Source organism: Streptosporangium sp. NPDC006007 (genome assembly GCF_040614315.1).
Lineage (GTDB): Bacteria > Actinomycetota > Actinomycetes > Streptosporangiales > Streptosporangiaceae > Streptosporangium.
On the sequence record NZ_JBEXUG010000004.1, the window covers coordinates 12,283 to 37,905 of the forward strand.

Consider the following 25,623-nt stretch of genomic DNA (forward strand, 5'->3'; position numbering starts at 1 on the left):
CTCCCACCGGCATGTTCCATGTCGGCGGCGCCCGGTCCGCGCTGTTCAACTGGGCGCTGGCCGAGCAGACCGGCGGCAGGTTCGTGCTGCGCATCGAGGACACCGACGCCGCCCGCAACCGGCCGGAGTGGACCGAGGGCATCATCTCCGCGCTGGCCTGGATCGGCGTCAACGGCGACAACCCCGTCTTCGAGGGCCCCTACTTCCAGTCGGCCTACGCCGGGCGGCACCGCGAGGCCGTCGCCAAGCTGGCCGCCGACGGCCGCGCCTACCACTGCGCCTGCACCCGTGACGAGGTCAAGGCCCGCACCGGTTCCGAGCACCGCGGTTACGACGGCTTCTGCCGCGACCGGGGCCTGACCGAGGGCGCCGTGCGCTTCCGCACCCCCGACGACGGCGTCACCGTGGTCGAGGACCTGGTCCGCGGCACCGTCGAGTTCCCCAACGACGCGATGGAGGACTTCGTCGTCGCGCGGGCCGACGGCTCCCCGCTGTTCGTGCTCGCCAACGTGGTGGACGACATCGAGATGCGGATCAGCCACGTGGTCCGCGCCGAGGAGCACCTGTCCAACACGCCCAAGCAGCAGCTGCTCTGGCAGGCGCTCGGCGCGACCGCGCCGGTCTGGGCGCACGTGCCGGTCATCGTCAACGAGAAGCGCCAGAAGCTGTCCAAGCGCCGGGACAAGGTCGCCCTGGAGTCCTACCGCGAGGAGGGCTACCTGGCCGAGGCGATGGTCAACTACCTGATGCTGCTCGGCTGGGGGCCGGGCGACGACCGGGAGATCATGCCCTGGTCGGAGATGGTGCCGCTGTTCAGGCTGGAGGACGTCAACCCGTCCCCGGCCTTCTTCGACGAGAAGAAGCTGCGGGCCTTCAACGGCGAGTACATCCGGGCGCTGCCGCTCCCCGTCTTCATCGCCCGCTGCGAGCCGTGGCTGAGGCCCGACTGGGACCGTGAGACCTTCGCCAGGGTCGCCGAGCTCGTCCAGACCCGTATCGCGGTCCTGTCCGAGGTCACCGCGAACGTGGACTTCCTCTTCCTGGACGAGCCCGTCTTCGACCAGGCGTCGTGGGACAAGGCCATGAAGAACTCCGCCGTGGAGATCCTCGGCGGTTACCTCGCCCGGCTGGAGAAGGCCGGCATGGACCCCGAGTCGCTCAAGACCGCGCTGGAGGAGGTCGGCACCGAGTACGGACTCAAGCTCGGCAAGGCCCAGGCCCCGGTCCGGGTGGCGATCACCGGCCGGACCGTCGGCCTGCCGCTGTTCGAGTCGATCGAGGTGCTCGGCCGTGAGCGCTCGATGGATCGGATCCGCGCCGCGCTCGCCAGACTCGGAGGCCGAACCGGAGCCGGAGAGGCCGGCCCCGGCACTGGAGGCTGAACCGGAGCCGGAGAGCCGGGCCCCGGCCCCGGATACGGGGGATTCCGTATCCGGGGCCGGGGCCCTTTCACCTCATGGGCCTCACCTCGTGGGGCGGGCCGGGTGAGCCGGGCAGGTGCCGACGGCGGCGGGACATCGGCCCGTGGGCGGCTCAGGTCAGCAGGCCACGGCGCTCCAGGAGGGGCTCGATGCGGGGGTCACGCCCGCGGAAGTCGCGGAAGGCGTCCATCACGTCCGTGGAGCCGCCGACCGACAGCAGCGTGGACCGGAAACGGTCGCCGTTCCTCCGCTTGAGACCGTCGTTCTCCTTGAACCACTCGACGCTCTCGGCGTCCAGCACCTCGCTCCAGATGTAGGAGTAGTAGCCGGCGCTGTAGCCGCCCACGCCGCTGCAGAAGACGTGGGCGAAGTAGTTGGTCCGGTAGCGGGCGCGGATCGGCGCGAAGGCGATCCCCAGCCGCTCCAGGGCCGCCGCCTCGAACGCCTCGGCGTCCTCGACGGTCTCACCGGGGGACAGCCGGTGCCAGGCCCAGTCGAGCAGGGCCGCGGAGAGATACTCCACGGTCGCGTACCCCTGGTTGAACGTCTCGGCGGCCTTCATCTTCTCCAGCAGTTCCCCGGGCACCGGCTCGCCGGTCTCGTGGTGCCTGGCGAAGTTGGCGAGGACCGAGGGCCAGGTCGCCCACATCTCGTTCACCTGGGAGGGGTACTCCACGAAGTCCCTCGGCACCTCGGTGCCGGAGACGAGGGGGAAGCGGACGTCGGAGAACAGGCCGTGCAGGGCGTGGCCGAACTCGTGGAAGGTGGTGATGACCTCGTCGAAGGTCAGCAGCGTCGGGCCCTCGGACGGCTTGGTGATGTTGAGGTTGTTCAGTACCACGGGCAGGTCGCCGAAGAGGTGCGACTGGTCCACGAGGTTGTTCATCCACGCGCCGCCACGCTTGGTGGGCCGGGCGTAGGGGTCGAACGCGAACAGGCCGAGCGGTGAGCCGTCCGCTTCGAACACCTCGAAGACCCGTACGTCCGGGTGGTATCCGGACAGGTCGTCGCGGTCGGCCAAGGTGATCCCGTACAGCTCGCCGGCGGCGTGGAAGACACCGTCCCTGAGCACCCGGTTCAGCTCGAAGTAGGGGCGCAGTTCGGAGCCGTCGAAGTCGTAGCGGGCCTTGCGCACCTTCTCCGCGTAGAACGACCAGTCCCACGGCTCGATGGGGAAGCCGGCCTGCTCGGCCAGCGCCTCGGCCTCGCGCCGGGCGTTGGCCACCGCGGGGCCCACCAGTTTGCCCAGCATCTCCTCGACCGCGTCGGTGGTCTTGGCCGTCTGGTCGGCGACGGAGTAGGCGGCGTGGTCGGGGTAGCCGAGCAGGGCGGCCCGCTCGGCGCGGAGTGTCGCGATCCTGGCGGCCAGCTCGAAGTTCTCCGGTGCCCGGTTCGCCGAGAGCTCGTACAGCCTCCTGCGGGTCTCCCTGTCGGTCAGCTCGGCCAGGGCGGGCTGGTTGGTGACGTTGAGCAGCGGCAGGACGTAACCGCCGTCCCTCTCGATCGCCTTGATCGCGCTGTCGGAGAGCCCGTCGAGCTCCCTGGCGTCCTCGACGACCAGCGCCGAGGCGGTGGAGGCCGCCAGCAGGTTCTGGGAGAAACAGGTGGCCAGCCTGGTCAGCTCCTCGTTGAGCTCCTTGAGCCGCCCCTGCTCGACCTCGGTCAGGTCGGCGCCGGCCCGGACGAAGTCCACGCGGTACTTCTCCAGCAGCCACGCCTCCTCGGGATCCTCGGTGGACACCTGCTTGATCCGTTCGTACAGCGCGCGGTTCAGCCGGACCGCGTCGCCGTGTTTGGTCAACCGTGGGTAGACCTCGGTTTCGAGCTCCCGGACGCGGTCGGTCGCGTCGGAGGCGGCGATGCTGGAGAAGACCGTGACGGTCCGCTTCAGGATCTGGCCCGAGCGCTCCAGCGCCTCGACGGTGTTGGCGAACGTGGCCGGCTCGGCGTCACCGGCGATCGCCTCTATCTCCCGCAGTTGTTCGGCCATGCCGCGTTCGAAGGCGGGAAGATAGTGCTCCTCCCGGATCTCGCCGAAATTTGGCAACTTGTAGGGCAATGGGCTGGGGGCGAAGAACGGGTTCTCGGCCAAGGCATGGCTCCTTAGATGGGGACGGATCTCCTGAGCAGCGTTACACAACGACCCGCCGGAGGGCACGGCGACGGTGGGGGACGGTCTCGAAAGACATCCGTGGGACACCGAGGGGGGAGGGCCTGGAGGCGTGAGGGGAGGGGCGCTGAGATGCCGGGGAAGGGCCGTGGGGGAGCGCGGGACACCGAGGGGATTGGCGGTCAGTCAATCGTTTTGGTCTTGACCCCCAACCTGGGCTATTCTTTCGGAGTCGCCAGCGAACCCCGCAAGGGGGTCAAGCGCGGTGGGGTATGGTGTAATTGGCAACACGGCTGATTCTGGTTCAGTTGTTCTAGGTTCGAGTCCTGGTACCCCAGCTGCACCTCCTTCGGGAGGTGCCGCGGATTCCTCTCCGGCGGGATCCGACGACAGTGTGTATGGTCCCGTCGTCTAGTGGCCTAGGACGCCGCCCTCTCAAGGCGGTAACGCCGGTTCGAATCCGGTCGGGACTACCACTGTCATCTTCGCAAGGCTCCGTCGTCTAGTGGCCTAGGACGCCGCCCTCTCAAGGCGGTAGCGCCGGTTCGAATCCGGTCGGGGCTACCCGGCTGAAACCCTCGGAAGCATTGGCTTCCGGGGGTTTTCGCATTTCCGGCCACCGCTTTCCGGCGATCGCCCTCTTCTCCCGTCTCCCGGCGACACCTCTGTTTCCCGGTCACCCCTGTCCGGAGGGCGCCACCACCCCTGCCCGGAGGGCGCCGCGGCGGCGCGGGCCGTATCCCCCGTACAGTCGTCCGCACCGAGCACGCCGCGGTGGCGCGGGCCGTACACCCGTGCCACCGCGGTCACGCCGTCTAATTGTGGGCGGAGCGGGCCTTGAACAGGGCCCGCTTGGCGGCCTTGCCCACCTGCTTGTCCGGGTGGGCCTTGCCGATCGCCTCCAGCAGCTCCTCCAGATGCGGGTGTGGCACCTTCCAGATCACGTCCAGCAGGCTGATCAGGTTCGGTACGTTGCCGATGTCGTCCAGGCTGCTGACGAACTCCGGCCGGCCGAGACCGGCGGAGATGGTCAGCATGTCGAGGATCAGCCAGTGGGTGTCGGCCTGGGTGGGCGCGGGAGCGTCCTCGATGCCGAGCTGGGCCAGGTGGGTGGCGGCGTACGGGCGCAGGGACGGCTCGTTGAGGGCCTCCTGCCACGCGGGCACGGCCACCTCGCCGAGCGAGCCGACCATGCTGGCCGCCTGGACCCGGACCAGCGCGTCCGCGTCGTCCTCGGCGGCGGCCTCCAGCAGCTCCTTGGCCGCGTGGTCGGGCCGACGCAGCTCCATCCAGGCGGCGAACTCGGCGTCCGCCTCCTCCTCGGGCAGCTCCGCGCTGAAGGAGAGCAGGTCCAGGGCGGTCATCGCGTCGATGGCCGGCCGGGCGTCCAGCTCGATGTCGGCGTCGTCCGCCAAGTGGACGACGCCCTCCATGCCGAGCGGCGTCAGCCGTACCTGCTCGTGCTCGACCTCGACCATGCCGTAGCCGGCGAGCCAGTCGAGCACGGGGCTGAGCGGGTCGCCGTACTGCGCGATGGCCGAGGTCCAGGCGTCGGCGCCCTGCTCGTCGTACTCGGAGACGGCCTCGGCCAGTTCGGTACGGAGGTCGGCCAGCGGTTTGGAACCGGTGGCCAGGAGCACCCGGACCAGCAGCGCCCGGGTCAGCCCGGACAGGGCGATCGTGGCGTCCTCGTCCTCCAGCTCGGGGTCCCCGTAGTCGATCGAGTGCAGACCGGCCATCCAGGCGTCCAGGACGTCGTCGTCCTCCTCGAAGGGCCACTCGGTGGTGTCGGCGTCGGCGCTGACGGTGTCCTCGCCCTCGGGCTGGAGGAAGTCCAGGTCGATCGCGAGGTTCCAGATGTTCCAGAGCGCGGGCACCGAGTCGGCCAGCGGCCTGTCGCCCGCGGCCGGGACGGCGAGCCCCAGCGCCCCCAGGGCCTCGGTGATCTCGGCGTCGGTGAGCAGGTTCGTCTCGCCCACCCGGCGCTCGGATCCGACCCAGATCGCGAGGTCGCGGGCCTTGACGATCAGCTTCGCCCGCCGGGCGGCGGCGGCCAGCTCGGCGTCCGGGCGGAGCCGGATGGTCGGCAGTTCCGCCAGCTCGTCGGCGAACGGCTCGAAGTCGCCGAGCCCGTCGGTCTCCTCCTCGTCCTCGTCCCCGTAGTCGTCCTGCTCGACGAGGTCCTCCATCGCGTCGACGAAGTCGTCTTCGAGGTGGTCGAGCTCGGTCAGCAGCTCGGTGAGCGCGGCGGAGCCCTTGGTCAGCCGGTCCGTCTCCGACAGGAAGGTCAGATAGGCGCGGATCGAGGGCACCATGCCGTCGGCTGCGGCGTCCGGATCCTCCACGACCTGTGGCATCCGGTCGAGCAGCACGGTGCGCAGATCTGCCTGCCTCCACCGGCCGACGTCGGTGGAGGCGATCAGCCGGTGCCACAGGGCGACGGAACCGACCAGATTGGAATCGCTCCCGGGCGCGTTCTCCCGCGCCCAGAGAATGAAGTCTTGGAGCAGGGGGCGCAGTTCAGCGGCGGCTGCCTCGATGCGATCTGTCACCTACCCAGCCTAGGGGGCCGCAAGGGTGCTCGCCTCCCCATATCGCACAGCTCAGTTGGCCCGTCGCATCGATTCGGTGATCCGTTCGGCGGCGGAGACCACCGGAGCGGCGTGCAGCCGGCCCGGGGTACGGGTCAGACGCTCGATGGGGCCGGAGACCGAGATCGCCGCGACCACCTTGCCGGCCGCCCCCCGGATCGGCGCCGAGACGCTGGCCACGCCCTGCTCACGCTCGCCCACGCTGTGCGCCCACCCCCTGCGGCGGACGCCGGCCAGGGTCGACGCGGTGAACTTGGCGCCGCGCAACCCCCGGTGGAGGCGGTCGGGCTCCTCCCAGGCGAGCAGGATCTGCGCGGCCGATCCGGCGAGCATCGGCAGGGCCGAGCCGACCGGGACGGTGTCGCGGAGCCCGCTGGCCCGTTCGGCGGCGGCCACGCACACCCGCTCGTCGCCCTGGCGGCGGTAAAGTTGGGCGCTTTCGCCGGTCAGGTCCCTGAGCTGGGTCAGCACCGGCGACGCGACGGCCAGCAGCCTGTCCTCCCCGGCGGCGGTGGACAGCTCCGACAGCCGGGGGCCCAGCACGAATCGGCCCTGCGGGTCGCGGGAGACGATGCGGTGATGTTCCAGCGCGACGGCGAGACGATGGGCCGTGGGCCGGGCCAGTCCGGTGGCGTGGACGAGCTGGGCCAGCGACGCCGGACCGGCTTCGAGGGCGTTGAGCACCAGTACGGCCTTGTCGAGTACGCCGACTCCGCTAGAGTTGTCCATACACCGATACTGCCGTCTCGACATATGAGAAAGCAAGTGGGGTGCGGAATGGCGATCGCAAGGAGGCGACATGGGCCGCACGCTGGCGGAGAAAGTCTGGGAGCAGCACGTCGTACGACGTGCCGAGGGAGAACCCGACCTGCTCTATATCGACCTGCACCTCATCCACGAGGTGACCAGCCCCCAGGCGTTCGACGGCCTGCGCCTGACCGGCCGCCCGGTCCGGCGCCCCGAGCTGACGATCGCCACCGAGGACCACAACGTCCCGACCGTGCTCGGCCCGATCACCGACCCGGTGTCGCGCGCCCAGGTCGAGACGCTGCGCAAGAACTGCGCCGAGTTCGGCGTCCGGCTGTACCCGATGGGTGACGCGGGCCAGGGGGTCGTGCACATCATCGGCCCGCAGTTCGGCCTGACCCAGCCGGGCATGACGATCGTCTGTGGCGATTCTCACACCTCCACCCACGGCGCGTTCGGCGGCATCGCCTTCGGCATCGGCACCTCCGAGGTGGAGCACGTGCTGGCCACCCAGACGCTTCCCGCCTACCGGCCGAAGACGATGGCCGTCGAGGTCTCCGGCGAGCTGCCGGTGGGCGTCACGGCCAAGGACCTGATCCTGGCGATCATCGCCAGGATCGGCACCGGCGGCGGCCAGGGCTACATCGTCGAGTATCGGGGCGAGGCCATCCGCAGGCTCTCCATGGAGGGCCGGATGACCGTCTGCAACATGTCCATCGAGGCGGGCGCCCGGGCGGGCCTGATCGCCCCGGACGAGACCACGTTCGAGTATCTCAAGGGTCGTCCCCACGCCCCGGCGGGCGAGCGGTGGGACGCCGCGGTCGCGCACTGGCGGTCGCTGGCCACCGACGAGGACGCCGTCTTCGACGCGGTCGTGGAGATCGACGCCTCCGCGCTGACCCCGTTCGTCACCTGGGGCACCAACCCGGGCCAGGGGGCTCCGCTGGGCGCCTCCGTGCCGGACCCGCATGACACCGACGACCCGGCCGCGGCCCGGCGCGCGCTGGACTACATGGGCCTGACCGCCGGCACCCCGCTCCGCGAGATCGAGGTGGACACGGTCTTCGTGGGCTCCTGCACCAACGGCCGTCTGGAGGACCTGCGGGCCGCGGCCGACGTGCTGCGGGGCCGCCGGGTCGTCACCCGCACGCTGATCGTCCCCGGCTCGATGCTGGTCAAGCTGGAGGCCGAGCGGGAGGGGCTGCACGAGGTGTTCAAGGCCGCCGGCGCTGAGTGGCGCGAGGCGGGCTGCTCGATGTGCCTGGGCATGAACCCCGACACCCTCGCCCCCGGTGAGCGCAGCGCCTCGACGTCCAACCGCAACTTCGAGGGACGTCAGGGCAAGGGAGGCCGTACGCACCTGGTCTCCCCGCAGGTCGCCGCAGCGACCGCCGTCACCGGAAAACTGACCGCGCCCGCCGACCTGGCCTAGGAGACCCCGATCATGGAAGCCTTCACCGTTCACACCGGCCGGGCCGTACCGCTGCGCCGCAGCAACGTGGACACCGACCAGATCATCCCCGCCGTCTGGCTCAAGCAGGTCAGCCGGACCGGGTTCGAGAGGGGCCTGTTCTCCGCCTGGCGCGAGGACCCGGGCTTCGTGCTGAACGACCCCGCCCACGAGGGCGCCTCGATCCTCGTCGCCGGACCCGACTTCGGCACCGGCTCCTCGCGCGAGCACGCCGTCTGGGCGTTGCAGCAGTACGGCTTCCGCGCCGTGATCGCAGCCCGTTTCGGCGACATCTTCCGTAATAATTCCACCAAGATGGGCCTGCTCCCGGTCGTCCTGCCGGCCACCGCGGTCGAGGCCCTGCAGGCCGCGGTGGAGGCCGACCCCGCTCTGGAGATCACCGTTGACCTGCGGGAACGGCAGGTGCGCTGGGCCGGCGAGGTCGTCGCGTTCGAGATCGACGACTACACCCGCTGGCGGCTGACGGAGGGGCTCGACGACATCGGCCTGACCCTCAGGAACGCCGATGACATCGGGATATACGAGAATGGTCGGCAGCCATGGCTGCCGACGACCGTCTGATCCGTTCAGAAGACGAGCTGGCGCGGCGGTTGCGCGACGCGCACCGCCGCGTTCGCGTCCTGTCCCTGCCCGCCGCCCAGCGGGAGCGGCTGGCCAGGCGCCTGCTCTCCATCTGCGACCTCGCCAAGCGTGATCTCCTCCACGCAGCGGGGCGTCTTGATTTATTCCTTCTCGACCTTGATGCTCTGGTTTCAGATACGCCAAGTGCTGGAAACATTGCGGAAGGTGATTGAGTCATACGGCTCCGTCCCTTAATTTCAAGCGGGCAAGGGGTTTCTCGCTCTGTTGAGACCTCAGGCCGTGACAAATCGGGTGAGACGGGCTATCTGCCTTATGACCCACTCCCAGACATCGGTAAGCAGGGGGAGCAACCTTTATGAACAAGAAGGAACTCGTCGACGCGATCGCGGATCGAGTGGGCGACAGGAAAACCGCCACCGAGGCCGTGAACGCGGTGCTCGACACCATCCAGAAGACCGTGGCCGGTGGAGACAAGGTCTCGATCACCGGCTTCGGCGCCTTCGAGATGGTGCACAAGCCCGCCCGTTCGGCCCGGAACCCTTCGACCGGCGCCGAGATCAAGGTCGCCGAGAGCTGGGGGCCCAAGTTCCGGCCCGGTTCGGACTTCAAGGAGCTCGTCAACGTGGAGGGGAAGAAGGCCGCGAAGAAAAAGTAGGGCTCCACTCGGGTGCCCGGGCTCCCGTTGAGGGGATCCGCCGCATCCGCCCTTACGGGGTCGCCCCGCCCGCACGGGCGGGGCGGCGGCCGGTCGGCCGGAACGGGTCCGAGGTCGCCTCGGGAAACGGGGCCTCGGCCGGCCGGAGCGGGCTTCGGGGCCGTCTCGCGGGGCGCGGGCCCCGGCCGGTCAGGCCCGGTCCGCGATCATTTCGGGGGCCCGAGCGGGGGGCTCGGGGCTTCGGGCAGGGGAAAGGTCGACAGCGTGACGTAGGTGACGAGACCGTCGTCCACCAGGATGTTCACCCGCTGGCCCGCCCTGAGCAGCCGGAGCGGCCCGGCGTCGAAGGCCGCAGCGCCGAACGGGATCTCGGTCCCGTCGTCGAGATAGGCCGACCCCGACCTGGTCGCCGGGTCGAAGGCCCGCACCGTCGCCTGCACCCGGTCAGCCTAGTCCCGGCCGGGCTCGGCGGAGGGGGACGGGTCCGCGTTCCGCGCGGCCTCCTCGGCGAAGGACGCCAGGCCCCGGATGATGATCTCGATACCGAGGTCGAACCGCTCGTCGTTGCCGCTCACCAGCATCAGGTCGCCGAGTGAGGTCAGGTTCGGGAAACGCTCGGGCGGTAGATCCCTGAAGTAGAGGCGCAACGTCTCGCGCATGTCCGCCCAGGACCGCTCGCCCGCCTCCTGGCGGCGGGCCTCCCACATGCTCTCCTCCAGCGCGAAGCCGTCGATGAAGGTGGAGATCACGTCGCCCGCCGCCCCGGCGAGGCGGTCGGGGAGTCCCGCGGCCCGGAAGAGGCCCAGAAGCTGCTCCAGATGCGGCAGCGTCTCGGGACCGAAGGGCGTCTCCCCCATCGAGAGCCGGGCCATGTCGCGGTGCTCAAGCAGCTTGGCCCGGCCGGTGCGGGCGTAGTCCCTCACCTGCTCCCGCCAGCGCTCCGGGTCGGGGGTGGGCAGATCCCAGCCGGTGAAGAGCCGGGCGTACATCAGCTCAAGGAGATCGTCCTTGCCCGTGACGTGGGCGTAGAGGGCGGAGACCGCGACGCCCAGCTCGGCCGCGACCTGGCGCATGCTCAGCCTCTCGTAGCCCTCCCGGTCGAGCACCGCGTAGGCCGCGTCCACGATCCGGTCCCGGGTGAGCGGGATCCGGGTGGGTCCGGGCCTCCGGCGTGCTCGCTCCCAGGGCAGTGCGGGCAGCTCGTCACTCATGGCACCAGTCTAACGCTTCCCTGAACAGTGCTCACGTTGGCGAACGCTGCTCATTTTCGCGACATATCTTGTCTAGCGGAGAGATGCGACATATCTTAAGAACATCGCACTGTTCGGCGAACATCATTCGTTTTGAGAACAGTGTTCATGTATGCTGAACGCCGTTCACAACCGATGAGCGCGCCCCCCGCGGATCAGTACGAGGAGTCCCCATGTCCACTGGCCTGACAGCCACGGCCCAGCCGGCGACCGAGCCGGCCGCCTACCGGTGGCGCTGGGCCGCGCTCCTGGTGATCCTGGCCGCCGAGGTGATGGACCTCCTCGACGCGATGATCACCAACATCGCCGCCCCCACCATCCGGGCCGAGCTCGGCGGCACCGCCGGCACCATCCAGTGGCTCGGCGCCGCCTACACCCTCTCCATGGCCGTCGGGTTGATCACCGGCGGGCGGCTGGGCGACATCTTCGGCCGCAAGCGGATGTTCCTCATCGGCGCGCTCGGGTTCACCGCGGGCTCGCTGCTGTGCGCCGTCGCCCAGTCGCCCGAACTGCTCGTCGCCGCACGGGTCGTACAGGGCCTGTTCGGCGCGGTCATGCTGCCGCAGGGGCTCGGCATGATCAAGGAGATGTTCCCGCCGAAGGAGATGGGAGCGGCGTTCGGCCTGTTCGGGCCGGTCATGGGCCTGTCCTCGGTGGGAGGCCCGATCCTGGCCGGATGGCTGATCGACGCCGACTTCCTCGGCACCGGCTGGCGCATGATCTTCCTGATCAACCTGCCGCTCGGCCTGGCCGCGCTGGCCGCCGGGCTGCGCCTCCTGCCCGAGTCCCGCTCGCCGCGCCCTCCCAGGCTCGACATCCCCGGGGTGATCCTGGCCTCCGCCGCCGGGCTGCTCCTGGTCTTCCCACTGGTCCAGGGCCGGGAGAGCGGCTGGCCCGTCTGGTCCTTCGTGATGATGGGCGCGTCCGTGGCGGTCTTCGCGGTCTTCGGCTGGTTCGAGTCCCGAAAGAGCCGCGCGGGCGGTGACCCGCTGGTCGTCCCCAGCCTCTTCCGCAAGCGGGCCTTCACCGGCGGGCTCCTGACCGGCCTGGTCTTCTTCTCCTCCATGTCGGGCTTCGCGCTGGTGTTCAACCTCTACAGCCAGATCGGCCTCGGATACTCCACACTCAAGGCCGGCCTGGTGATGATCCCCTGGTCGCTGGGCATGGTCGCCGGCTTCGGCCTGGCCCAGGCGGTGGCGAGGTTCGGCCGCCGGGTCCTGCAGGGCGGGGTCCTGGTCATGGCGCTCGGCACGCTGGGCGTCCTGCTGACGATCACACTCGTGGAGGCGCCGGCGACCCCCTGGCAGTTCGTTCCCGCCCTGGCGGTCACCGGCGTCGGCATGGGGCTGCTGATGGCACCGTTCTTCGACATCGTGCTGGCCGGGGTCGAGCAGCACGAGACCGGTTCCGCCTCCGGCACGCTGACCGCGGTCCAGCAGCTCGGCGGCGCCTTCGGGGTGGCGCTGCTCGGCACGGTCTTCTTCGACCTGCTGGCGGCCTCGCCGGCCCCCGACTTCGCCGGGGCGATGCGGGTCGTGCTCTGGACTGTCGCCGGCATGCTTCTGCTGACCTTCCTCGCGGCCTTCCTGCTGCCGGGGCAGGCTCGCGAGGAGGAGCACGCCGGGCACTGACCCGCGGGTCCGGCGGCGCGACGAGAGGCCGCGCCGAGGGGCCGGGGAAGCCGGAGAGGAGCGGGGAGGCCGAGAGGCGGGGAGGGAGCGGAGGGGGAGTCCCTAAGGGGGGTTCCCCCTCCTCAGCTCGTCCACCACCGCGAGGGTGCGGGGGCCGACGCCGAGCGCGAGCGCGGCCCACAGGTCGTCGGGGGTGTCCACGTCCCGGCGGACCGAATCGGTCCCGTCCGGGCAGAGCTCCTTCGTCCCGCGCCGCAGATGGCGCTCGCGGGACTCGCCGCCGAACCCGGGGGTGAACGGGACGCCGGCCCGCACCCCGTAGAAGGTCGTGCCCACCTCGGCGGCGTCGGGCAGGAACGCCTGGTCGAACTCCGCGGCGGCGGCGAGCACACGGGCCAGCTCCGCCGGGCGGAGCGCCGGGAGGTCGGCCTGGAGCGCGCCCACCGGGTCGCCGGGCGCCAGCCGTACGGCTTCGGCGGCGCCGTGGCGCAGCGCCGCGTTCAGCCCGGCCTCCGGGTCGCCGACCACGTGGGCGCCCACCGCGCCGAGCGCCTCGGCGGCCACCGGATCACCCGTCACCACCACGACCCGTGCGACGGCCGCGCAGCTCAGCGCCGCCTCGACGGTGTCGCAGGCGATCGCCACGGCCAGTGCCGCCCGGTACGGCCCCGCGGCCCGCGACAGCCGGGTCTTGGCGGCGACCAGCGTCTTGACGGGTACCACGAGGGTCCAGGTGGAACATTCCTGAGCAGGCATAGCCTTAAGCATCTCGCCTCGACATCCCGTGCGGCCAACCGGGACACTTGGGGCGCACCCCGCTCGGATGGAGGAGCTGCGATGAGACGCCCTGGATGGCCTTCCCGCTTCTGGGTCGCCGTGGCCGTCACGATCGTCAAGCCGATCTCGTGGCTCCTGGTCGGAAGGGACTGGCGCGGGGCGGGTCATCTGCCGGACGGCGGCGGGATCATCCTGGTGGTCAACCACCTCTCCTGGGCCGACCCCATCCTGGTGGCGGACTACCTTTACAGCAACGGCCGCTGGCCGGTGATCCTGGCCAAGTCGGGGCTCTTCTCCGTGCCGGTGCTCGGGCGCGCGGTGAAGGGGCTGATGGCCATCCCGGTCTATCGGGAGAGTGCCGACGCGGCCCGCTCGCTCGCGGAGTCGGAGCGCAGGCTCGCCGAGGGGGCCTGCGTGATGTTCTATCCTGAGGGCACCTGCACCCGCGATCCCCGGCTCTGGCCGATGGAGGGCAAGACCGGCGCCGCCCGGCTGGCCCTGGCGACCGGCGCGCCGGTGATCCCGGTGGCCCACTGGGGTGCCCAGGAGATCCTGCCCTACGGCCGCAGGTGGCCCCGTCTCCTGCCGCGCAAGACCTTCCGGGTGCTGGCCGGGCCGCCGGTCGACCTGTCGAGGTACGAGGGGCGGCCGCTCCACGCCGACGTCCTGCGCCGGGCGACCGCCGACATCATGACGGCGATCGCCGTTCAGCTCGCCGAGTTACGCGGGGAGAAGGCACCCGAGACGCTGTTCAAAAGACCCTCTGACCATTGACTTCGACGTACGGTGATGAAATGACCAAGGCGGCTGTATTCGGCACGGGTTCGTGGGGCACGACCTTCGCGATGATTCTCGAAGGGGCGGGCTGCCGGACGACCCTGTGGGGCAGGCGGCCGGAGGTCGTCGAGGCGATCGACCGCCGGCACGAGAACCCCGACTACCTGCCCGGCGCGATGCTGCCCGAGACCCTGCGCGCCACCACCGATCCCGCCGAGGCCCTCGACGGCGCCGACTTCGTGGTGCTCGCCGTCCCCTCCCAGACGCTGCGGTCCAACCTGATCCGGTGGAAGCCGGATCTGCCGCCCGAGGCGGTGCTGGTCAGCCTGATGAAGGGCATCGAGCTCGGCACCACCAAGCGGATGAGCGAGGTGATCTGCGAGGTCGCCGAGGTGTCCCAGGAGCGGGTCGCGGTGGTGTCGGGGCCCAACCTGGTCGGGGAGATCATCCGGGGGCAGCCGGCCGCGACCGTGGTCGCGTGCGCCGACGAGCGCGTCATGGAGCGGCTTCAGGCCGCCTGCCACCTGCCGCCGTGGTTCCGTCCCTACACCAACCCCGATGTGGTGGGGGTGGAGCTCGGCGGGGCGGTCAAGAACGTGATCGCCCTGGCCGTCGGCGTCGCGGCGGGGATGGGCCTCGGCGACAACGTCGGGGCGATGCTGATGACGCGCGGGCTGGCCGAGATCTCGCGGCTGGGTACGGTGCTCGGCGCGGATCCGCACACCTTCGCCGGGCTCGCCGGGATGGGGGATCTCATAGCGACCTGTACGTCCCCATTGTCCAGGAACCGTACCTTCGGTGAGAATCTTGGCCGGGGCATGACCCTCTCCGAGGTCATCGCCGCGACGAAACAGACCGCCGAGGGGGTCAAGTCCTGCGAGTCGGTCTTGGAACTGGCCAGAAAGCACGACGTGGAGATGCCGATCACGGAGGTGGTGGTGGCCGTCGTCCATGACGGGATGCCCCCCAGCGAGGCCGCGATGCTGCTGATGTCGCGGACCCCCAAACCGGAACGGTACGGCATTTGACGTCCACTCCGACCTCGGCGGCCGAGGACTGTCGGCCATCCGACCCACCGATGTCCTGAGGGAGGGAAGTGCCGTCGCCCTCCGGCCCGAAGACCGGAGCGTTTCGGCGCGGATAGGGTGAACCGACGTATACGCAGACAGAAGGGCGAGAACACCCGATCGGTGCATCCGCCCCCCCTGACCACACACGGGCAGGTCCCGCTGGGCCTTCCGGTATGGCGCAACTCCGCGTGGGGCTTCGGCGAGTGCGCCGAGTACGCCGACGCGTGCGGTGACAGCCGCTCCGCCTTGGCCCCCGGCCGGGTGGACAACCCCACCACCGCCGCGTTCGCCGCCGCGGTGGCCTCGCTGGAGGGGGCCGCGGCGCCCGAGGACGTCTCCGGGCAGGCGTTCGCGTCCGGGATGGCCGCGATCACCGCCGTCCTGATGACCTTCCTGCGCGCGGGGGCGCACATCGTCGCCCCGGTCCCGGTCTGCGGCGGGACCCGCTCGCTGATCACCAACGTGCTGTCCAGGTTCGGGGTCAGCGCGAACTTCGTCGACTACGGCGATCTCAGCCGGGTGAGCGCCGAGATCAGGCCCAGCACAAAGATCATCTACGCGGAGACGCTGTCCGACCCGACCATGGCCGTCTCCGACATCCGCGGCCTCTACCGGATCGCCCGCGGAGCCGGGGCGCTGCTGGTGGTCGACTCCACCTTCGCCACCCCGATCGTGTGCCGCCCCCTCGAACACGGCGCCGACCTGGTGATCCACTCCGCGACCAAGTACCTCGGCGGGCACGACGACTGCGTCGGCGGCGTCGCGGTCGGCCGGCCCGACCTGATCGCCCGGCTCCGCGAGGTCCGCGTCGACACCGGCGGCGCGCTCTCCGCCGACGACGCCTTCCTGCTCCGCCGGGGCCTGGCGACCCTGCCGCTCCGGGTGCGCAGGATGTGCGCCACCGCGATGGTCTTCGCCGCGGCGGTGGCCAAGCATCCCGCCGTGCGCCGGGTCGACTACCCGGGCCTGCCGGAGCACCCCGGCCACCGGCTCGCCAGGCACCTGTTCGACTCGGGGCCCGAGGGGACCAGGTACGGCGCCTGCGTGACGGTCACCCCGCACGGCGGCTACGACGCGGGCGTGGCGCTGGCCGACGGCCTCAGGCTCGCCTCGATCGCCACCTCGGCGGGCGGCACCCGCACCAGGGCCACGCACGTGGTCTCGGCCGGCCATCCCCGGCTCGGCGCGGGCTCCGGCGTCGACGCGGCGGCCGTCCGGTTCTCCATCGGGCTGGAGGACGCGGAGGACCTCATCGCGGATGTGACCCAGGCGTTGGACTCCCTTCCCACATCGGATGGATAGGCATGTCTGACAACGGGAACGACATTTTAGAGGGGGTAGATTCGGTCATCATGAGCGATCAGTATGGAAGCCGGCCTCGGGTCGCGGTCGTCTTCGGTGGGCGCAACTCCGAGCACGCCGTCTCCATCCTCGGAGCCGGGAGCGTGCTGGATGTCATCGACCGGTCGAAGTACGAGGTGGTTCCCGTGGGGATCGCCCAGGACGGCCGCTGGGTGCTCGCCTCCGGAGAGCAGCGCTACGCGATCGAGGGCGACGATCTGCCGGTCGTCGACGCCCAGGGCATCGGGCTGGCGCTGCCGTCGGGCGACGGTTCGCTGGTGGCCTGCGATGTCGGCGACATCCCGGTCGAGCTCGGCAGGGTGGACGTCGTCTTCCCCGTGATGCACGGACCCTTCGCCGAGGACGGGACGATCCAGGGGCTGCTGGAGATGGCCGGGGTCCGCTACGTCGGCTCCGGGGTGCTGGCCAGCGCGGTCGGCATGGACAAGGGCTACATGAAGATGGTGCTCGCCGCCTCCGGCCTGCCCGTCGGCCCGCACGTCGTCGTCCGCGACCGCGACTGGCGGATCGACCGGGAGCGGGTGCTCAAGGAGGTCCAGGAGCTCGGCTGGCCGGTCTTCGTCAAGCCCGCCCGCGCCGGGTCGAGCCAGGGCATCTCCAAGGCCCACGACCTGCGGGAGCTGGAGTCGGCGATCGAGTTCGCCCGGGGGCACGACCCCAAGGTGCTGGTGGAGGCCGCGATCGTGGGCCGTGAGATCGAGTGCGCGGTGCTGGAGTCGCTGGGCGACGAGCGCCCCAGGGCCAGCCTGCCCGGTGAGGTGCTGGTCCACGGCGACCACGAGTTCTTCGACTTCGCGGCCAAGTACATCGGGCAGGACATGTCGCTGGCCGTGCCCGCCGACATCCCGGCGGACGTGGTCGAGGAGCTGAGGGCGATGGCCGTGCGCGCCTTCGAGGCGCTGGGCTGCGAGGGACTGTCCCGGGTCGACTTCTTCTACACCGCCGACGGACGGCTGATCCTCAACGAGATCAACACGATGCCCGGCTTCACCGCGGTGTCGGTCGCGCCGCAACTGTGGGCCGCCACCGGCCTGCCGTACGCCGGGCTGGTCGACCGGCTGATCCAGCTGGCGCTGCGCCGCTCACCCGGTCTGCGATAGCGCGGCCTTGACGGGGGCCGCGAGCTCGACGAGCACGTCCTGCGGGACGTGGTCCCGGGAGATCGTCACCTCGACGTAGGCCGCCCCGCCGACCGCGGTGAACAGCGCCGGTCTGGCGGGATCGGGGAACCACGCCACCCCGTCTATCTCCGGCACCTGCTCGGTGGCCGTCATCGTCGCCGGGCGGGGCACCCCGCAGCGCAGCGCGATCCGGGCGTCCCCCCACACCGCCACGTACGGCGAGGCGGGCGTCGACTCCACCCGGTCCAGGCCGTCGAGTGTGCCGGGAAGGTGCCCGGCGAGCGACCTGCACGCGGCGGCGGCCGCCCCCTCCGGGACCGGCGGGTCCACGCGGACCGGGCCGCCGCATCCCGCCAGCGTCAGCAGGACGCAGGCGCACGCCGCCCAGCGGGCGGACCGGAGTGACATCTCACGTTCCCGATGGATCAGATATGGACGATGGGACAGGTAAGCGTACGCGTTATGCCGTCCACCGCCTGAATCTGCGCCACCACGAGCTTGCCCAGATCATCCACGTTACGGGCCTCGGCACGGACGATCACGTCGTAGGGGCCGGTGACGTCCTCGGCCTGGGTCACACCGGAGATGGAGGCGATCTGACCGGCGACGTTCGCCGCCTTGCCGACCTCGGTCTGGATAAGGATGTAGGCCTGCACCATAACGTCCTCCCGGGCGATCGGATCAGTGCCGAAGGGCCACCGTACCCTGTGATGAACGGGAGGTGTGTCATCACAGTCGGAGATCTCGGCGAATTCGGAGTAATTGCGCGTATTGCCGGACGTTTGCCACAGGGTGGGACGGTACTGCTCGGTCCGGGAGACGACGCCGCGATGGTGCGGGCTCCTGACGGGCGGGTCGTCGTGACGACGGACCTACTGCTTGAGGGTAGGCACTTTCGCCGCGATTGGTCCAGTGGCTATGACATCGGCCGTAAGGCGGCGGCCCAGAATCTCTCCGACATCGTGGCGATGGGCGCCGAGCCCACCGGCATCGTGGTCGGCCTCGGCCTGCCCGCCGACGCGGCCACGGGCTGGCTGGACGACCTCGTCGACGGCTTCCGCGACGAGTGCGACCTCGTCGGTGCCAGCGTGGTGGGCGGCGACATCACCCGCTGCGACCTGGTCGTGATCGGGATCACCGCCCTGGGCGACCTGGGCGGGCGTGCCCCGGTCACCCGCTCGGGGGCGCACCCCGGCGACGTGGTCGCGGTGGCGGGGCGGCTCGGCCACGCCGCCGCCGGTCTCGCGCTGCTCACCGCGGGCCTGACCGGTCCCGAGGAGCTGATCGAGGCCCACCGCCGTCCGGACCCGCCCTACGCCTGCGGCCCGCGGGCGGCCAGGCTCGGGGCGACCTCGATGCTCGACGTCAGCGACGGCCTGCTCCAGGACCTCGGCCACCTCGCGGAGGCCGGCGGGGTGGGCGTCGTCCTGCTGCCGGAGAAGTTCGCGGTCCCGCCCGCGATGGAGGAGGCCGCCCGGCTGCTCGGCGCCGACCCGCTGGAGTGGGTGCTCGCCGGTGGGGACGACCACGCCCTCGCCGCGACCTTCCCCGCCGGCGTACGGCTCCCGCCCCCGTGGACCGTGGTGGGTCACGTCGTCGCCGGCGACGGGGTGCAGGTCAAGGGCCGATCGCCGATTTATCGGGGCTGGGATCATTTCCGGAAGTGACGTTTCCCACTCTTGTGACATTAGTTAAATTTGCCACGAACGGTTACGGAACTGATATGAAGTTGGGCGGCCGAGATTCCCAAGAGGAAGGGGCGACATGGGCCGCCATGGTGAACATGGGGAAAACGCCCCCCGTGGCCGGGGGAAACCTGAGCCGAAGCCCGCTCCGGAGCCCGTAACCCGAGACGAGCCGACCGGACGCCGGCTCCGTCCGGAGGAGTCGGCGATCACCGAGCCACCCGAGGGGTCTCCCGGGTCCGGATGGTCGTCCACCACCCAGCTGTCCGACCCGCTCTGGCCCGACGAGGAACGGAGCCCCGGCGGGCGGGTCAAGACGGCGCTGCTCGCCGTCGCGGCGGTGATCGTGGTGCTCGGCGGGACCGTGATGGGCATCCAGGCGATGAGCGGCCCGGCGGGTTCGGCCGTCGACTGCTCACCGGGCCGGTGCCTCGCCGACGCCTCCAACCAGCCTGAGCCCTACATTCCGCTCACCGAGCCGGCGGACGGCCCCCCGCCCGCCGAGGAGCCCACGGCGCCCGAGGACTCCGCGGGCACCACCTCCGCCCCCGCCCCCGCTCCGGCACCGACTCCGCAGCGGGCCGGCCGTACCTCCGGCACCGGGCCCAGGCCGGCGCCGACGGCCACCCGCACCTCGCGCCGCCCCCAGCCGGCCCACCCCAGTGGAGAGCCCCGGCCCACGCCGAGCGCGACCGGAGAGTCGGTCATCACCGACACCCGCACCCACAGGCCGGCCGTGACCACCGAGCCCTCCGCCACCGCCGAGCCCACGGCCGACCCGAGCGCGGCCTCCGGAACCCCCGCCCCGGTGGGGGGCGCGGCGGTCACCGTCGGCTTCGGCATGGTGAAGGAGAAGGAACAGATCTACACCGCCGAGCTCGTGGTCGCCGCTCAGCAGCGGCTCGACCACCTGACACTGAGCGTGCCGGTCGGCGGCCGGGTCGCCTCGGTGAGCGGAGCCGACTGGAGGCAGTCCGGCCACACCCTGGTGATCGAGTCCGTCCGAGCCCTCGGCGCGGGTGAGAACCTGGTCGTCACCTTCACCGCCTACGGCGAGGCACAGCCGCCGCGGACCTGTCAGAGCACCCAGGGCGACTGTGTGATGACCTGACCGGAACCTGATTGGATGGGGTGCATGACCGGTTCAACCCCTCCCCGAGTGCTGACCGTCGCGGGCTCCGACTCCGGCGGCGGCGCGGGCATCCAGGCCGACCTGAAGACCATGCTGGCCCTCGGCGTGCACGGAATGAGCGTCGTCGCCGCGGTGACCGCCCAGAACTCACTGGGCGTGCAGGGATACTGGGAGCTCCCGCCTGAGGCGGTCCGGGCCCAGCTCGACTCGGTGCTGGGCGACATCGGCGTCCAGGCGGTCAAGACCGGAATGCTGGCCTCACCCGTGCTGGTGGAGACGGTGGCCGAGGTGCTGGCGCGGGTCGAGGCGCCGGTCGTGGTGGACCCGGTGGGGGTCTCCAAGCACGGTGACGCGCTGCTCGCGCCCGAGGCGGTGGACACGGTGAGGACGCTGCTGCTGCGGACGGCCACCGTCGTCACCCCGAACCTCTGGGAGGTGGCGCAGCTCACCGGCGTGAAGGTCGAGGACGACCGGGACATGCGCCGGGCCGCCGACGCCATCCTGGAGCTGGGGCCCGTCTGGGCGCTGATCAAGGGCGGTCATCTGCCCGGAGCCCCGGTGGACCTGCTGACCGACGGCACCCGGGAGTTCCGCTTCACCGCCGAACGCCACGACAACCGGCACACCCACGGCACCGGCTGCACCCTGGCCTCCGCCATCGCCTCCCACCTGGCCCTCGGTGACGACGTGCCGGCCGCCGTGGAGAAGGCCAAGCTGTACGTCACCGGCGCCATCGCCCACGGCTTCGCGCTGGGTTCGGGCATCGGCCCGGTGGACCACGCCTGGCGCTGGCGCTAGCCGTACCCGGCCGGCGCGGGACGCGGCGAGAGCGGCCCCGCACAGGCGACAGCCCGCCGCCCCGTGAAGGGGCGGCGGGCTGCGCGGAGGTTCTGACTAGCGGGTGACCTTGCCCGCCTTGATGCAGGAGGTGCACACGTTCAGCCGCTTCGGCGTGCCGTTCACCACTGCGCGCACGGGCTGGATGTTCGGGTTCCAGCGGCGGCGGGTGCGGCGGTGCGAGTGGGAGACGTTGTTGCCGAAGGTCGGCTTCTTAGCGCAAACATCGCAGACGGAAGCCACGGTTCGCTCCTTAGATCAGTCGAGAGGCTCGATCCGCCGCACTGGCGACGGTCATCGGGCACGCCGGGACGACCGGCTGGCCACACGAGGATATCCGATGTCCGGCCATGCATGCCAACACGGGCCGCCATGACTGGCCGAACGGGGATAATCTCCAAGGGCCACCGTAGCGCATCCCGGAGGGGCGGACGGCGGGCGTGCTGCGGGTTCTCCGTCCGGCCGCGCCGCGGCGGCCGTCGCGGGCGGGGGCCGGGCGGGTTCCGGCGGGGGAGCCGTACGGGGCGCGGGGAGGGCGTCCGCGCGGGTTCACAGGTGAGGCTTGGGGTGAGGTGCGTCGATTATGTCGCACGGACGCGGTAGAAACTTGGGGTGACGAGCTTCGACGAGCCGCTGACCAAGGCGCTTGACCCCAAGACGGCCAAGCTGCTGGAGAGCGTCCTCGACCTGCGCACCGTCGGCGACCTGCTGCGCCACTACCCCCGGCGCTACGCCGAGCGGGGGGAGCTGACCGACCTCGACGACCTGCGGATCGACGAGCACGTCACCGTGGTGGGCGAGGTCGCCAGGGCCATGCGCAGGCCGATGCGGAACAAGGGGGGCACCTGGCTGGAGGTCGAGGTCGTCGACGGCCGTCGCAGCAGGATCTACCTGTCGTTCTTCGGCAAGACCTCCCACATGGTGGAGTCGCGGCTGCGGCCCGGCGCACGGGGCATGTTCGCCGGGAAGGTCGGCGCGTTCGGCCAGGGCGACAAGCGCAGGTGGCAGCTCTCCCACCCCGAGTTCGAGATGTTCGACGAGAGCGAGGCCAAGGCCGAGGAGTTCGCCGCCGCGCTGGTGCCGATCCATCCGGCGGGCAAGGACGTCACGCCCTGGGCCGTCCGCAGGGCGCTGAGGGTGATCCTCGACACCCTGGAGCCCCTCGACGACCCGCTCCCGGCCGACCTGCGGAGCCGGCGAGGCCTTCCCGGTCTGGCCGAGGCGCTCCTGGCGATTCACCGGCCGCGTGACCACGCCGACGTCACCAGGGCGCGCCGGAGGCTCAAGTTCGACGAGGCGTTCCTGCTCCAGGCCGTGCTCATTCAGCGCCGGATGGCCGCCGCCTCCTGGTCGGCCACGCCCCGGCCGCCGCGCGGCGACGGGCTGCTGGCCGGCTTCGACGCGCGCCTGCCGTTCCAGCTCACCGAGGGGCAGCGGAGCGTGGGGGAGGAGATCGCGGGCGACCTGGCCCTGGCCCACCCCATGCACCGGCTGCTCCAGGGCGAGGTCGGCGCGGGCAAGACCGTCGTCGCGCTGCGGGCCATGCTCCAGGTGGTGGACGCCGGGGGGCAGGCCGTGCTGCTGGCGCCCACCGAGGTGCTCGCCCAGCAGCACCACAGGTCGATCTCCGCCATGCTCGGAGACCTGGCCGCCGGCGGGATGTTCGGCGGCACCACGGTCGCCCTGCTCACCGGTTCGCTCGGTATGGCGGCTCGCCGCTCGGCCATGCTCGACGCGGCCTCCGGCGCCGCCGGGATCGTGGTCGGCACCCACGCGGTCCTCCAGGAGCGCGTGCAGTTCGCCGACCTCGGCCTGGTCGTGGTGGACGAGCAGCACAGGTTCGGCGTCGAGCAGCGCGACGCGCTCCGGGAGAAGGCCGGCGGCGGTCGCCCGCACGTGCTGGTCATGACCGCCACGCCGATCCCGCGCACGGTCGCCATGACGGTCTTCGGCGACCTCACCGTCTCCACGCTCTCCCAGCTGCCCGCCGGGCGCGCGCCGATCACCACCCACGTGGTGCCCGCCACGGAGAAACCCCACTTTTTGGAGCGGACCTGGACGCGGCTGCGCGAGGAGGTCGAGCTCGGCCGGCAGGCGTACATCGTCTGCCCGCGGATCGGGGACCTGGAGGGGGACGAGGGCGATCTGTCGAAGGACGACGACGAGCGGCGTCCGCCGCTGGCCGTGCTCGACGTGGCCGCGACGCTGTCGGAGGGGCCGCTGCGCGGCCTCCGTACGGCGGTGCTCCACGGCAAGCTGCCGCCGGAGGAGAAGGACGCCGTGATGAGGGCCTTCACCCGGGGCGAGGCCGACGTCCTGGTGGCGACCACGGTCATCGAGGTCGGCGTGGACGTGCCCAACTCCTCGGTCATGGTCATCATGGACGCGGACCGGTTCGGGGTCTCCCAGCTCCACCAGCTGCGCGGCCGGGTCGGCCGGGGCGGGCTGCCCGGGCTCTGCCTGCTGGTGACCGACTCCCCGGGTGGCGGTCCGGCCCGTGAGCGTCTTGACGCGGTGGCCGCGACCCTGGACGGCTTCGAGCTGTCCCGCGTCGACCTGGAGCAGCGCCGTGAGGGTGACGTGCTGGGGGTGGCCCAGTCGGGCCGCAGGTCGTCGTTGAAGATGCTTCAGCTCCTGCGTGACGAGGAGGTCATCCACACCGCCCGCCTGGACGCCGAGGCCATGCTGACCGCCGACCCCGGGCTGGCGGGGTACCCCGTCCTCCGGATGGAGATCGACAGACTGCTGGCGGACGAGCGCGCCGAATATCTCGAAAAGGCATGAGACCGAGAGGGCCGGAGCTCGAAAGGGCTGGGAAACGCCCAACTGCGGGGACGGCCTCCCCCCGAATGCCGTCCCCGCTTGGGCCCACTCTCGGGTCAGGTGCCGAGAGCACCGGCGTGCGGAAGGGCTCACGATCACGCCGGTCGGCCTTCCCCTGGGTCACTTGAAGGCCGCAGGACTCATCATGCAAGGCCCCGTGGCCGGGGGGAACGACCCTTGCGCTTTCGTCGCCACTCCTTGCCCACTCTTGACCTAGATCACCTCGCCAGACCCTTTTGACCTGCGGTTATGTGATGCGCCACGACACGCCGGGCTGCGGACGCGCCTCGGTGCCGGGACCGTCGGGACAAGGGAGGACATCTTTCCGGGGCGTCTTCGCCCCCGGCGCGGCACCGCTCGCCGGCCCCCGGACCCGGCGTTCCACGACGGGTCCCGGAACCGGGGCCGGAGCCGGGACCGCACGGCGCGATCCCCGCCTGGACGGTCGCCGGGACGGCCGCTGAGACAATGGGCGGGTGAGTCGAGTCATCGCGGGAAGCGCAGGAGGACGGCGGCTGGCCGTGCCGCCGGGGATGGGGACCCGCCCCACGAGCGACCGGGCCAGGGAGGGGATCTTCTCCACGGTGGGGTCGCTGCTCGGCCCACTCGACGGCGCCAGGGTGCTCGACCTCTACGCGGGGTCCGGCGCGGTCGGCCTGGAGGCGCTGTCGCGGGGGGCGGCGCACGCGCTGCTCGTGGAGTCGGACGCGAAGGCGGTCCGCACGATCAGGGCCAACATCGCGGCCCTCGGGCTGCCGGGGGCCGAGCTGGTGGGCGACCGCGTCGAGCGGGTGCTGGCGCGCGGGGCCGCCGAGCCGTACGACCTGGTGTTCGCCGATCCGCCCTACGCGGTGACCGCCGAGGCGGTGGACACCGTGCTTGAGCTGCTGAGGGACCACGGCTGGCTGGCCGGGGAGGCGCTGGTGGCGGTGGAACGGGAGAGCCGGGGAAAAGACCTGGTATGGCCCTGTGGATACGAACAGGAGAGGGTCCGTCGTTACGGTGAAGCGTCCGTTTGGTACGGTCGCGCCGCCGGGAATTCATAGAGCAGGGGGTTCGCCTTGCGTCGCGTTGTCTGCCCTGGATCGTTCGATCCCGTTACCAACGGCCACCTGGACATCATCGGCCGCGCCTCCCGTCAGTATGACGAGGTCGTCGTGGCCGTCCTGATCAACATCGAGAAGAAGAGCCTGTTCACGGTCGAGGAGCGGATCGAGATGCTCCAGACCGTGACCAAGGAGTACGGCAACGTCCGCGTGGACAAGTTCCACGGCCTGCTCGTGGACTACTGCAAGAAGCAGGAGATCCCAGCCATCGTCAAGGGCCTGAGAGCGGTCAGCGACTTCGACTACGAACTCCAGATGGCCCAGCTCAACTATCGGATGTCCGGGGTCGAGACGCTGTTCATGGCCACCGGCCCCGAGGTGTCGTTCCTCTCCTCCAGCCGCATCAAGGAGATCGCCAAATACGGCGGGAACGTGGCCGGTCTGGTCCCCGATCTCGTCCAGGAACTCCTGGTGGAACGGCTCAGGGGCTGAGCCCTGGTATTCTTCTGTTTCTGCCTTGCACAACGGCGTTGAT

At 70.9% G+C, this 25,623-nt stretch carries 25 protein-coding genes and 3 tRNA genes; 19 read left to right on the top strand and 9 right to left on the bottom strand.

The features are described 5' to 3' along the window. Positions 1–11 precede the first annotated feature (11 nt). Positions 12–1,382 (top strand): glutamate--tRNA ligase, encoded by a 1,371-nt coding sequence (gene gltX, locus ABZ194_RS04425; protein ID WP_355592641.1) that lies wholly within the window; start codon positions 12–14, stop codon positions 1,380–1,382. Between the two features lie 151 nt (positions 1,383–1,533). On the opposite strand, the gene ABZ194_RS04430 is transcribed toward gltX, so the two are convergent. Continuing rightward, entirely contained in the window at positions 1,534–3,513 is a 1,980-nt protein-coding gene (locus tag ABZ194_RS04430; protein WP_355592232.1) for a M3 family metallopeptidase, read from the bottom strand. Between the two features lie 284 nt (positions 3,514–3,797). Between ABZ194_RS04430 and ABZ194_RS04435 the strand changes: the two genes are divergently transcribed. The 3 genes from ABZ194_RS04435 (at position 3,798) to ABZ194_RS04445 (ending at position 4,095) form a co-directional block, all read left to right on the top strand. Continuing rightward, a tRNA-Gln gene (locus ABZ194_RS04435) sits at positions 3,798–3,869 on the top strand. A 62-nt stretch (positions 3,870–3,931) separates the two neighbouring features. After that, positions 3,932–4,007, top strand: a tRNA-Glu gene (locus tag ABZ194_RS04440). A 15-nt stretch (positions 4,008–4,022) separates the two neighbouring features. Further along, a tRNA-Glu gene (locus tag ABZ194_RS04445) sits at positions 4,023–4,095 on the top strand. A gap of 251 nt (positions 4,096–4,346) precedes the next feature. On the opposite strand, the gene ABZ194_RS04450 is transcribed toward ABZ194_RS04445, so the two are convergent. Then, positions 4,347–6,083 (bottom strand): hypothetical protein, encoded by a 1,737-nt coding sequence (locus tag ABZ194_RS04450; RefSeq protein WP_355592234.1) that lies wholly within the window; start codon positions 6,081–6,083, stop codon positions 4,347–4,349. Between the two features lie 51 nt (positions 6,084–6,134). Continuing rightward, a complete protein-coding gene (locus ABZ194_RS04455) occupies positions 6,135–6,851 on the bottom strand; it encodes an IclR family transcriptional regulator (protein ID WP_355592235.1) in 717 nt (238 codons plus the stop codon). Between the two features lie 70 nt (positions 6,852–6,921). Between ABZ194_RS04455 and leuC the strand changes: the two genes are divergently transcribed. The 4 genes from leuC to ABZ194_RS04475 all read left to right on the top strand — a co-directional run bounded on the left by leuC (position 6,922) and on the right by ABZ194_RS04475 (position 9,577). After that, on the top strand, positions 6,922–8,301 hold the full coding sequence (gene leuC / locus ABZ194_RS04460; protein ID WP_355592237.1) for a 3-isopropylmalate dehydratase large subunit: 1,380 nt from the start codon (positions 6,922–6,924) through the stop codon (positions 8,299–8,301). A gap of 12 nt (positions 8,302–8,313) precedes the next feature. After that, positions 8,314–8,901 (top strand): 3-isopropylmalate dehydratase small subunit, encoded by a 588-nt coding sequence (gene leuD, locus ABZ194_RS04465; RefSeq protein WP_355592239.1) that lies wholly within the window; start codon positions 8,314–8,316, stop codon positions 8,899–8,901. Further along, positions 8,880–9,134 carry a hypothetical protein gene (locus ABZ194_RS04470; RefSeq protein ID WP_355592241.1) on the top strand — a complete coding sequence of 85 codons (255 nt, stop codon included), beginning with the start codon at positions 8,880–8,882 and terminating at the stop codon, positions 9,132–9,134. The genes leuD and ABZ194_RS04470 overlap by 22 nt, the downstream gene beginning before the upstream one ends. Positions 9,135–9,277: 143 nt before the next feature. Continuing rightward, on the top strand, positions 9,278–9,577 hold the full coding sequence (locus tag ABZ194_RS04475; RefSeq protein ID WP_355592243.1) for an HU family DNA-binding protein: 300 nt from the start codon (positions 9,278–9,280) through the stop codon (positions 9,575–9,577). Between the two features lie 206 nt (positions 9,578–9,783). Here ABZ194_RS04475 and ABZ194_RS04480 read toward each other — a convergent pair whose 3' ends face one another. Next, entirely contained in the window at positions 9,784–10,017 is a 234-nt protein-coding gene (locus ABZ194_RS04480) for a hypothetical protein (RefSeq protein ID WP_355592245.1), read from the bottom strand. Positions 10,018–10,026: 9 nt separating this feature from the next. Further along, a complete protein-coding gene (locus tag ABZ194_RS04485; RefSeq protein ID WP_355592247.1) occupies positions 10,027–10,788 on the bottom strand; it encodes a TetR/AcrR family transcriptional regulator in 762 nt (253 codons plus the stop codon). Between the two features lie 212 nt (positions 10,789–11,000). On the opposite strand from ABZ194_RS04485, the gene ABZ194_RS04490 reads away from it, so the two are divergent. Beyond that, entirely contained in the window at positions 11,001–12,458 is a 1,458-nt protein-coding gene (locus ABZ194_RS04490) for an MFS transporter (protein ID WP_355592250.1), read from the top strand. A 102-nt stretch (positions 12,459–12,560) separates the two neighbouring features. Here the strand turns inward: ABZ194_RS04490 and cofC are convergent, their stop codons facing one another. Then, positions 12,561–13,226 carry a 2-phospho-L-lactate guanylyltransferase gene (cofC, locus tag ABZ194_RS04495; RefSeq protein WP_355592252.1) on the bottom strand — a complete coding sequence of 222 codons (666 nt, stop codon included), beginning with the start codon at positions 13,224–13,226 and terminating at the stop codon, positions 12,561–12,563. A gap of 69 nt (positions 13,227–13,295) precedes the next feature. On the opposite strand from cofC, the gene ABZ194_RS04500 reads away from it, so the two are divergent. The 4 genes from ABZ194_RS04500 (at position 13,296) to ABZ194_RS04515 (ending at position 17,544) form a co-directional block, all read left to right on the top strand. Beyond that, positions 13,296–14,009 carry a lysophospholipid acyltransferase family protein gene (locus ABZ194_RS04500; RefSeq protein ID WP_355592254.1) on the top strand — a complete coding sequence of 238 codons (714 nt, stop codon included), beginning with the start codon at positions 13,296–13,298 and terminating at the stop codon, positions 14,007–14,009. 20 nt (positions 14,010–14,029) lie between these two features. Beyond that, the gene (locus ABZ194_RS04505) at positions 14,030–15,040 is read left to right on the top strand and encodes an NAD(P)H-dependent glycerol-3-phosphate dehydrogenase (RefSeq protein WP_355592256.1); all 1,011 of its coding nucleotides are present in this window, start codon (positions 14,030–14,032) and stop codon (positions 15,038–15,040) included. Between the two features lie 162 nt (positions 15,041–15,202). Next, complete coding sequence (locus tag ABZ194_RS04510; RefSeq protein ID WP_355592258.1) at positions 15,203–16,384, top strand: PLP-dependent transferase; 1,182 nt, start codon at positions 15,203–15,205, stop codon at positions 16,382–16,384. A gap of 50 nt (positions 16,385–16,434) precedes the next feature. Continuing rightward, positions 16,435–17,544: a D-alanine--D-alanine ligase family protein gene (locus tag ABZ194_RS04515; RefSeq protein WP_355592260.1), complete on the top strand. Its 1,110-nt coding sequence runs from the start codon at positions 16,435–16,437 to the stop codon at positions 17,542–17,544. Here the strand turns inward: ABZ194_RS04515 and ABZ194_RS04520 are convergent. Next, positions 17,527–17,973 (bottom strand): DUF3515 domain-containing protein, encoded by a 447-nt coding sequence (locus tag ABZ194_RS04520; RefSeq protein WP_355592262.1) that lies wholly within the window; start codon positions 17,971–17,973, stop codon positions 17,527–17,529. The genes ABZ194_RS04515 and ABZ194_RS04520 overlap by 18 nt on opposite strands. A gap of 17 nt (positions 17,974–17,990) precedes the next feature. Further along, complete coding sequence (locus tag ABZ194_RS04525) at positions 17,991–18,224, bottom strand: Lrp/AsnC ligand binding domain-containing protein (protein WP_355592264.1); 234 nt, start codon at positions 18,222–18,224, stop codon at positions 17,991–17,993. Between the two features lie 51 nt (positions 18,225–18,275). On the opposite strand from ABZ194_RS04525, the gene ABZ194_RS04530 reads away from it, so the two are divergent. From ABZ194_RS04530 to thiD, 3 genes are all read left to right on the top strand, one after another. Further along, positions 18,276–19,232 (top strand): thiamine-phosphate kinase, encoded by a 957-nt coding sequence (locus ABZ194_RS04530; protein WP_355592266.1) that lies wholly within the window; start codon positions 18,276–18,278, stop codon positions 19,230–19,232. 97 nt (positions 19,233–19,329) lie between these two features. Beyond that, the gene (locus ABZ194_RS04535) at positions 19,330–20,361 is read left to right on the top strand and encodes a hypothetical protein (protein WP_355592268.1); all 1,032 of its coding nucleotides are present in this window, start codon (positions 19,330–19,332) and stop codon (positions 20,359–20,361) included. 15 nt (positions 20,362–20,376) lie between these two features. Continuing rightward, positions 20,377–21,180, top strand: a complete 804-nt coding sequence (gene thiD, locus ABZ194_RS04540) for a bifunctional hydroxymethylpyrimidine kinase/phosphomethylpyrimidine kinase (protein ID WP_355592270.1) — start codon at positions 20,377–20,379, stop codon at positions 21,178–21,180. Positions 21,181–21,276: 96 nt separating this feature from the next. Here the strand turns inward: thiD and rpmB are convergent, their stop codons facing one another. Continuing rightward, positions 21,277–21,462: a 50S ribosomal protein L28 gene (gene rpmB / locus ABZ194_RS04545; protein WP_012894387.1), complete on the bottom strand. Its 186-nt coding sequence runs from the start codon at positions 21,460–21,462 to the stop codon at positions 21,277–21,279. Positions 21,463–21,831: 369 nt separating this feature from the next. On the opposite strand from rpmB, the gene recG reads away from it, so the two are divergent. The 3 genes from recG to coaD all read left to right on the top strand — a co-directional run bounded on the left by recG (position 21,832) and on the right by coaD (position 25,580). After that, positions 21,832–24,003, top strand: a complete 2,172-nt coding sequence (recG, locus tag ABZ194_RS04550; protein WP_355592272.1) for an ATP-dependent DNA helicase RecG — start codon at positions 21,832–21,834, stop codon at positions 24,001–24,003. Between the two features lie 515 nt (positions 24,004–24,518). Continuing rightward, positions 24,519–25,088, top strand: a complete 570-nt coding sequence (gene rsmD / locus ABZ194_RS04555) for a 16S rRNA (guanine(966)-N(2))-methyltransferase RsmD (protein WP_355592274.1) — start codon at positions 24,519–24,521, stop codon at positions 25,086–25,088. Between the two features lie 15 nt (positions 25,089–25,103). Then, positions 25,104–25,580, top strand: a complete 477-nt coding sequence (coaD, locus tag ABZ194_RS04560) for a pantetheine-phosphate adenylyltransferase (RefSeq protein WP_355592276.1) — start codon at positions 25,104–25,106, stop codon at positions 25,578–25,580. The last annotated feature ends 43 nt before the right edge of the window (positions 25,581–25,623 follow it).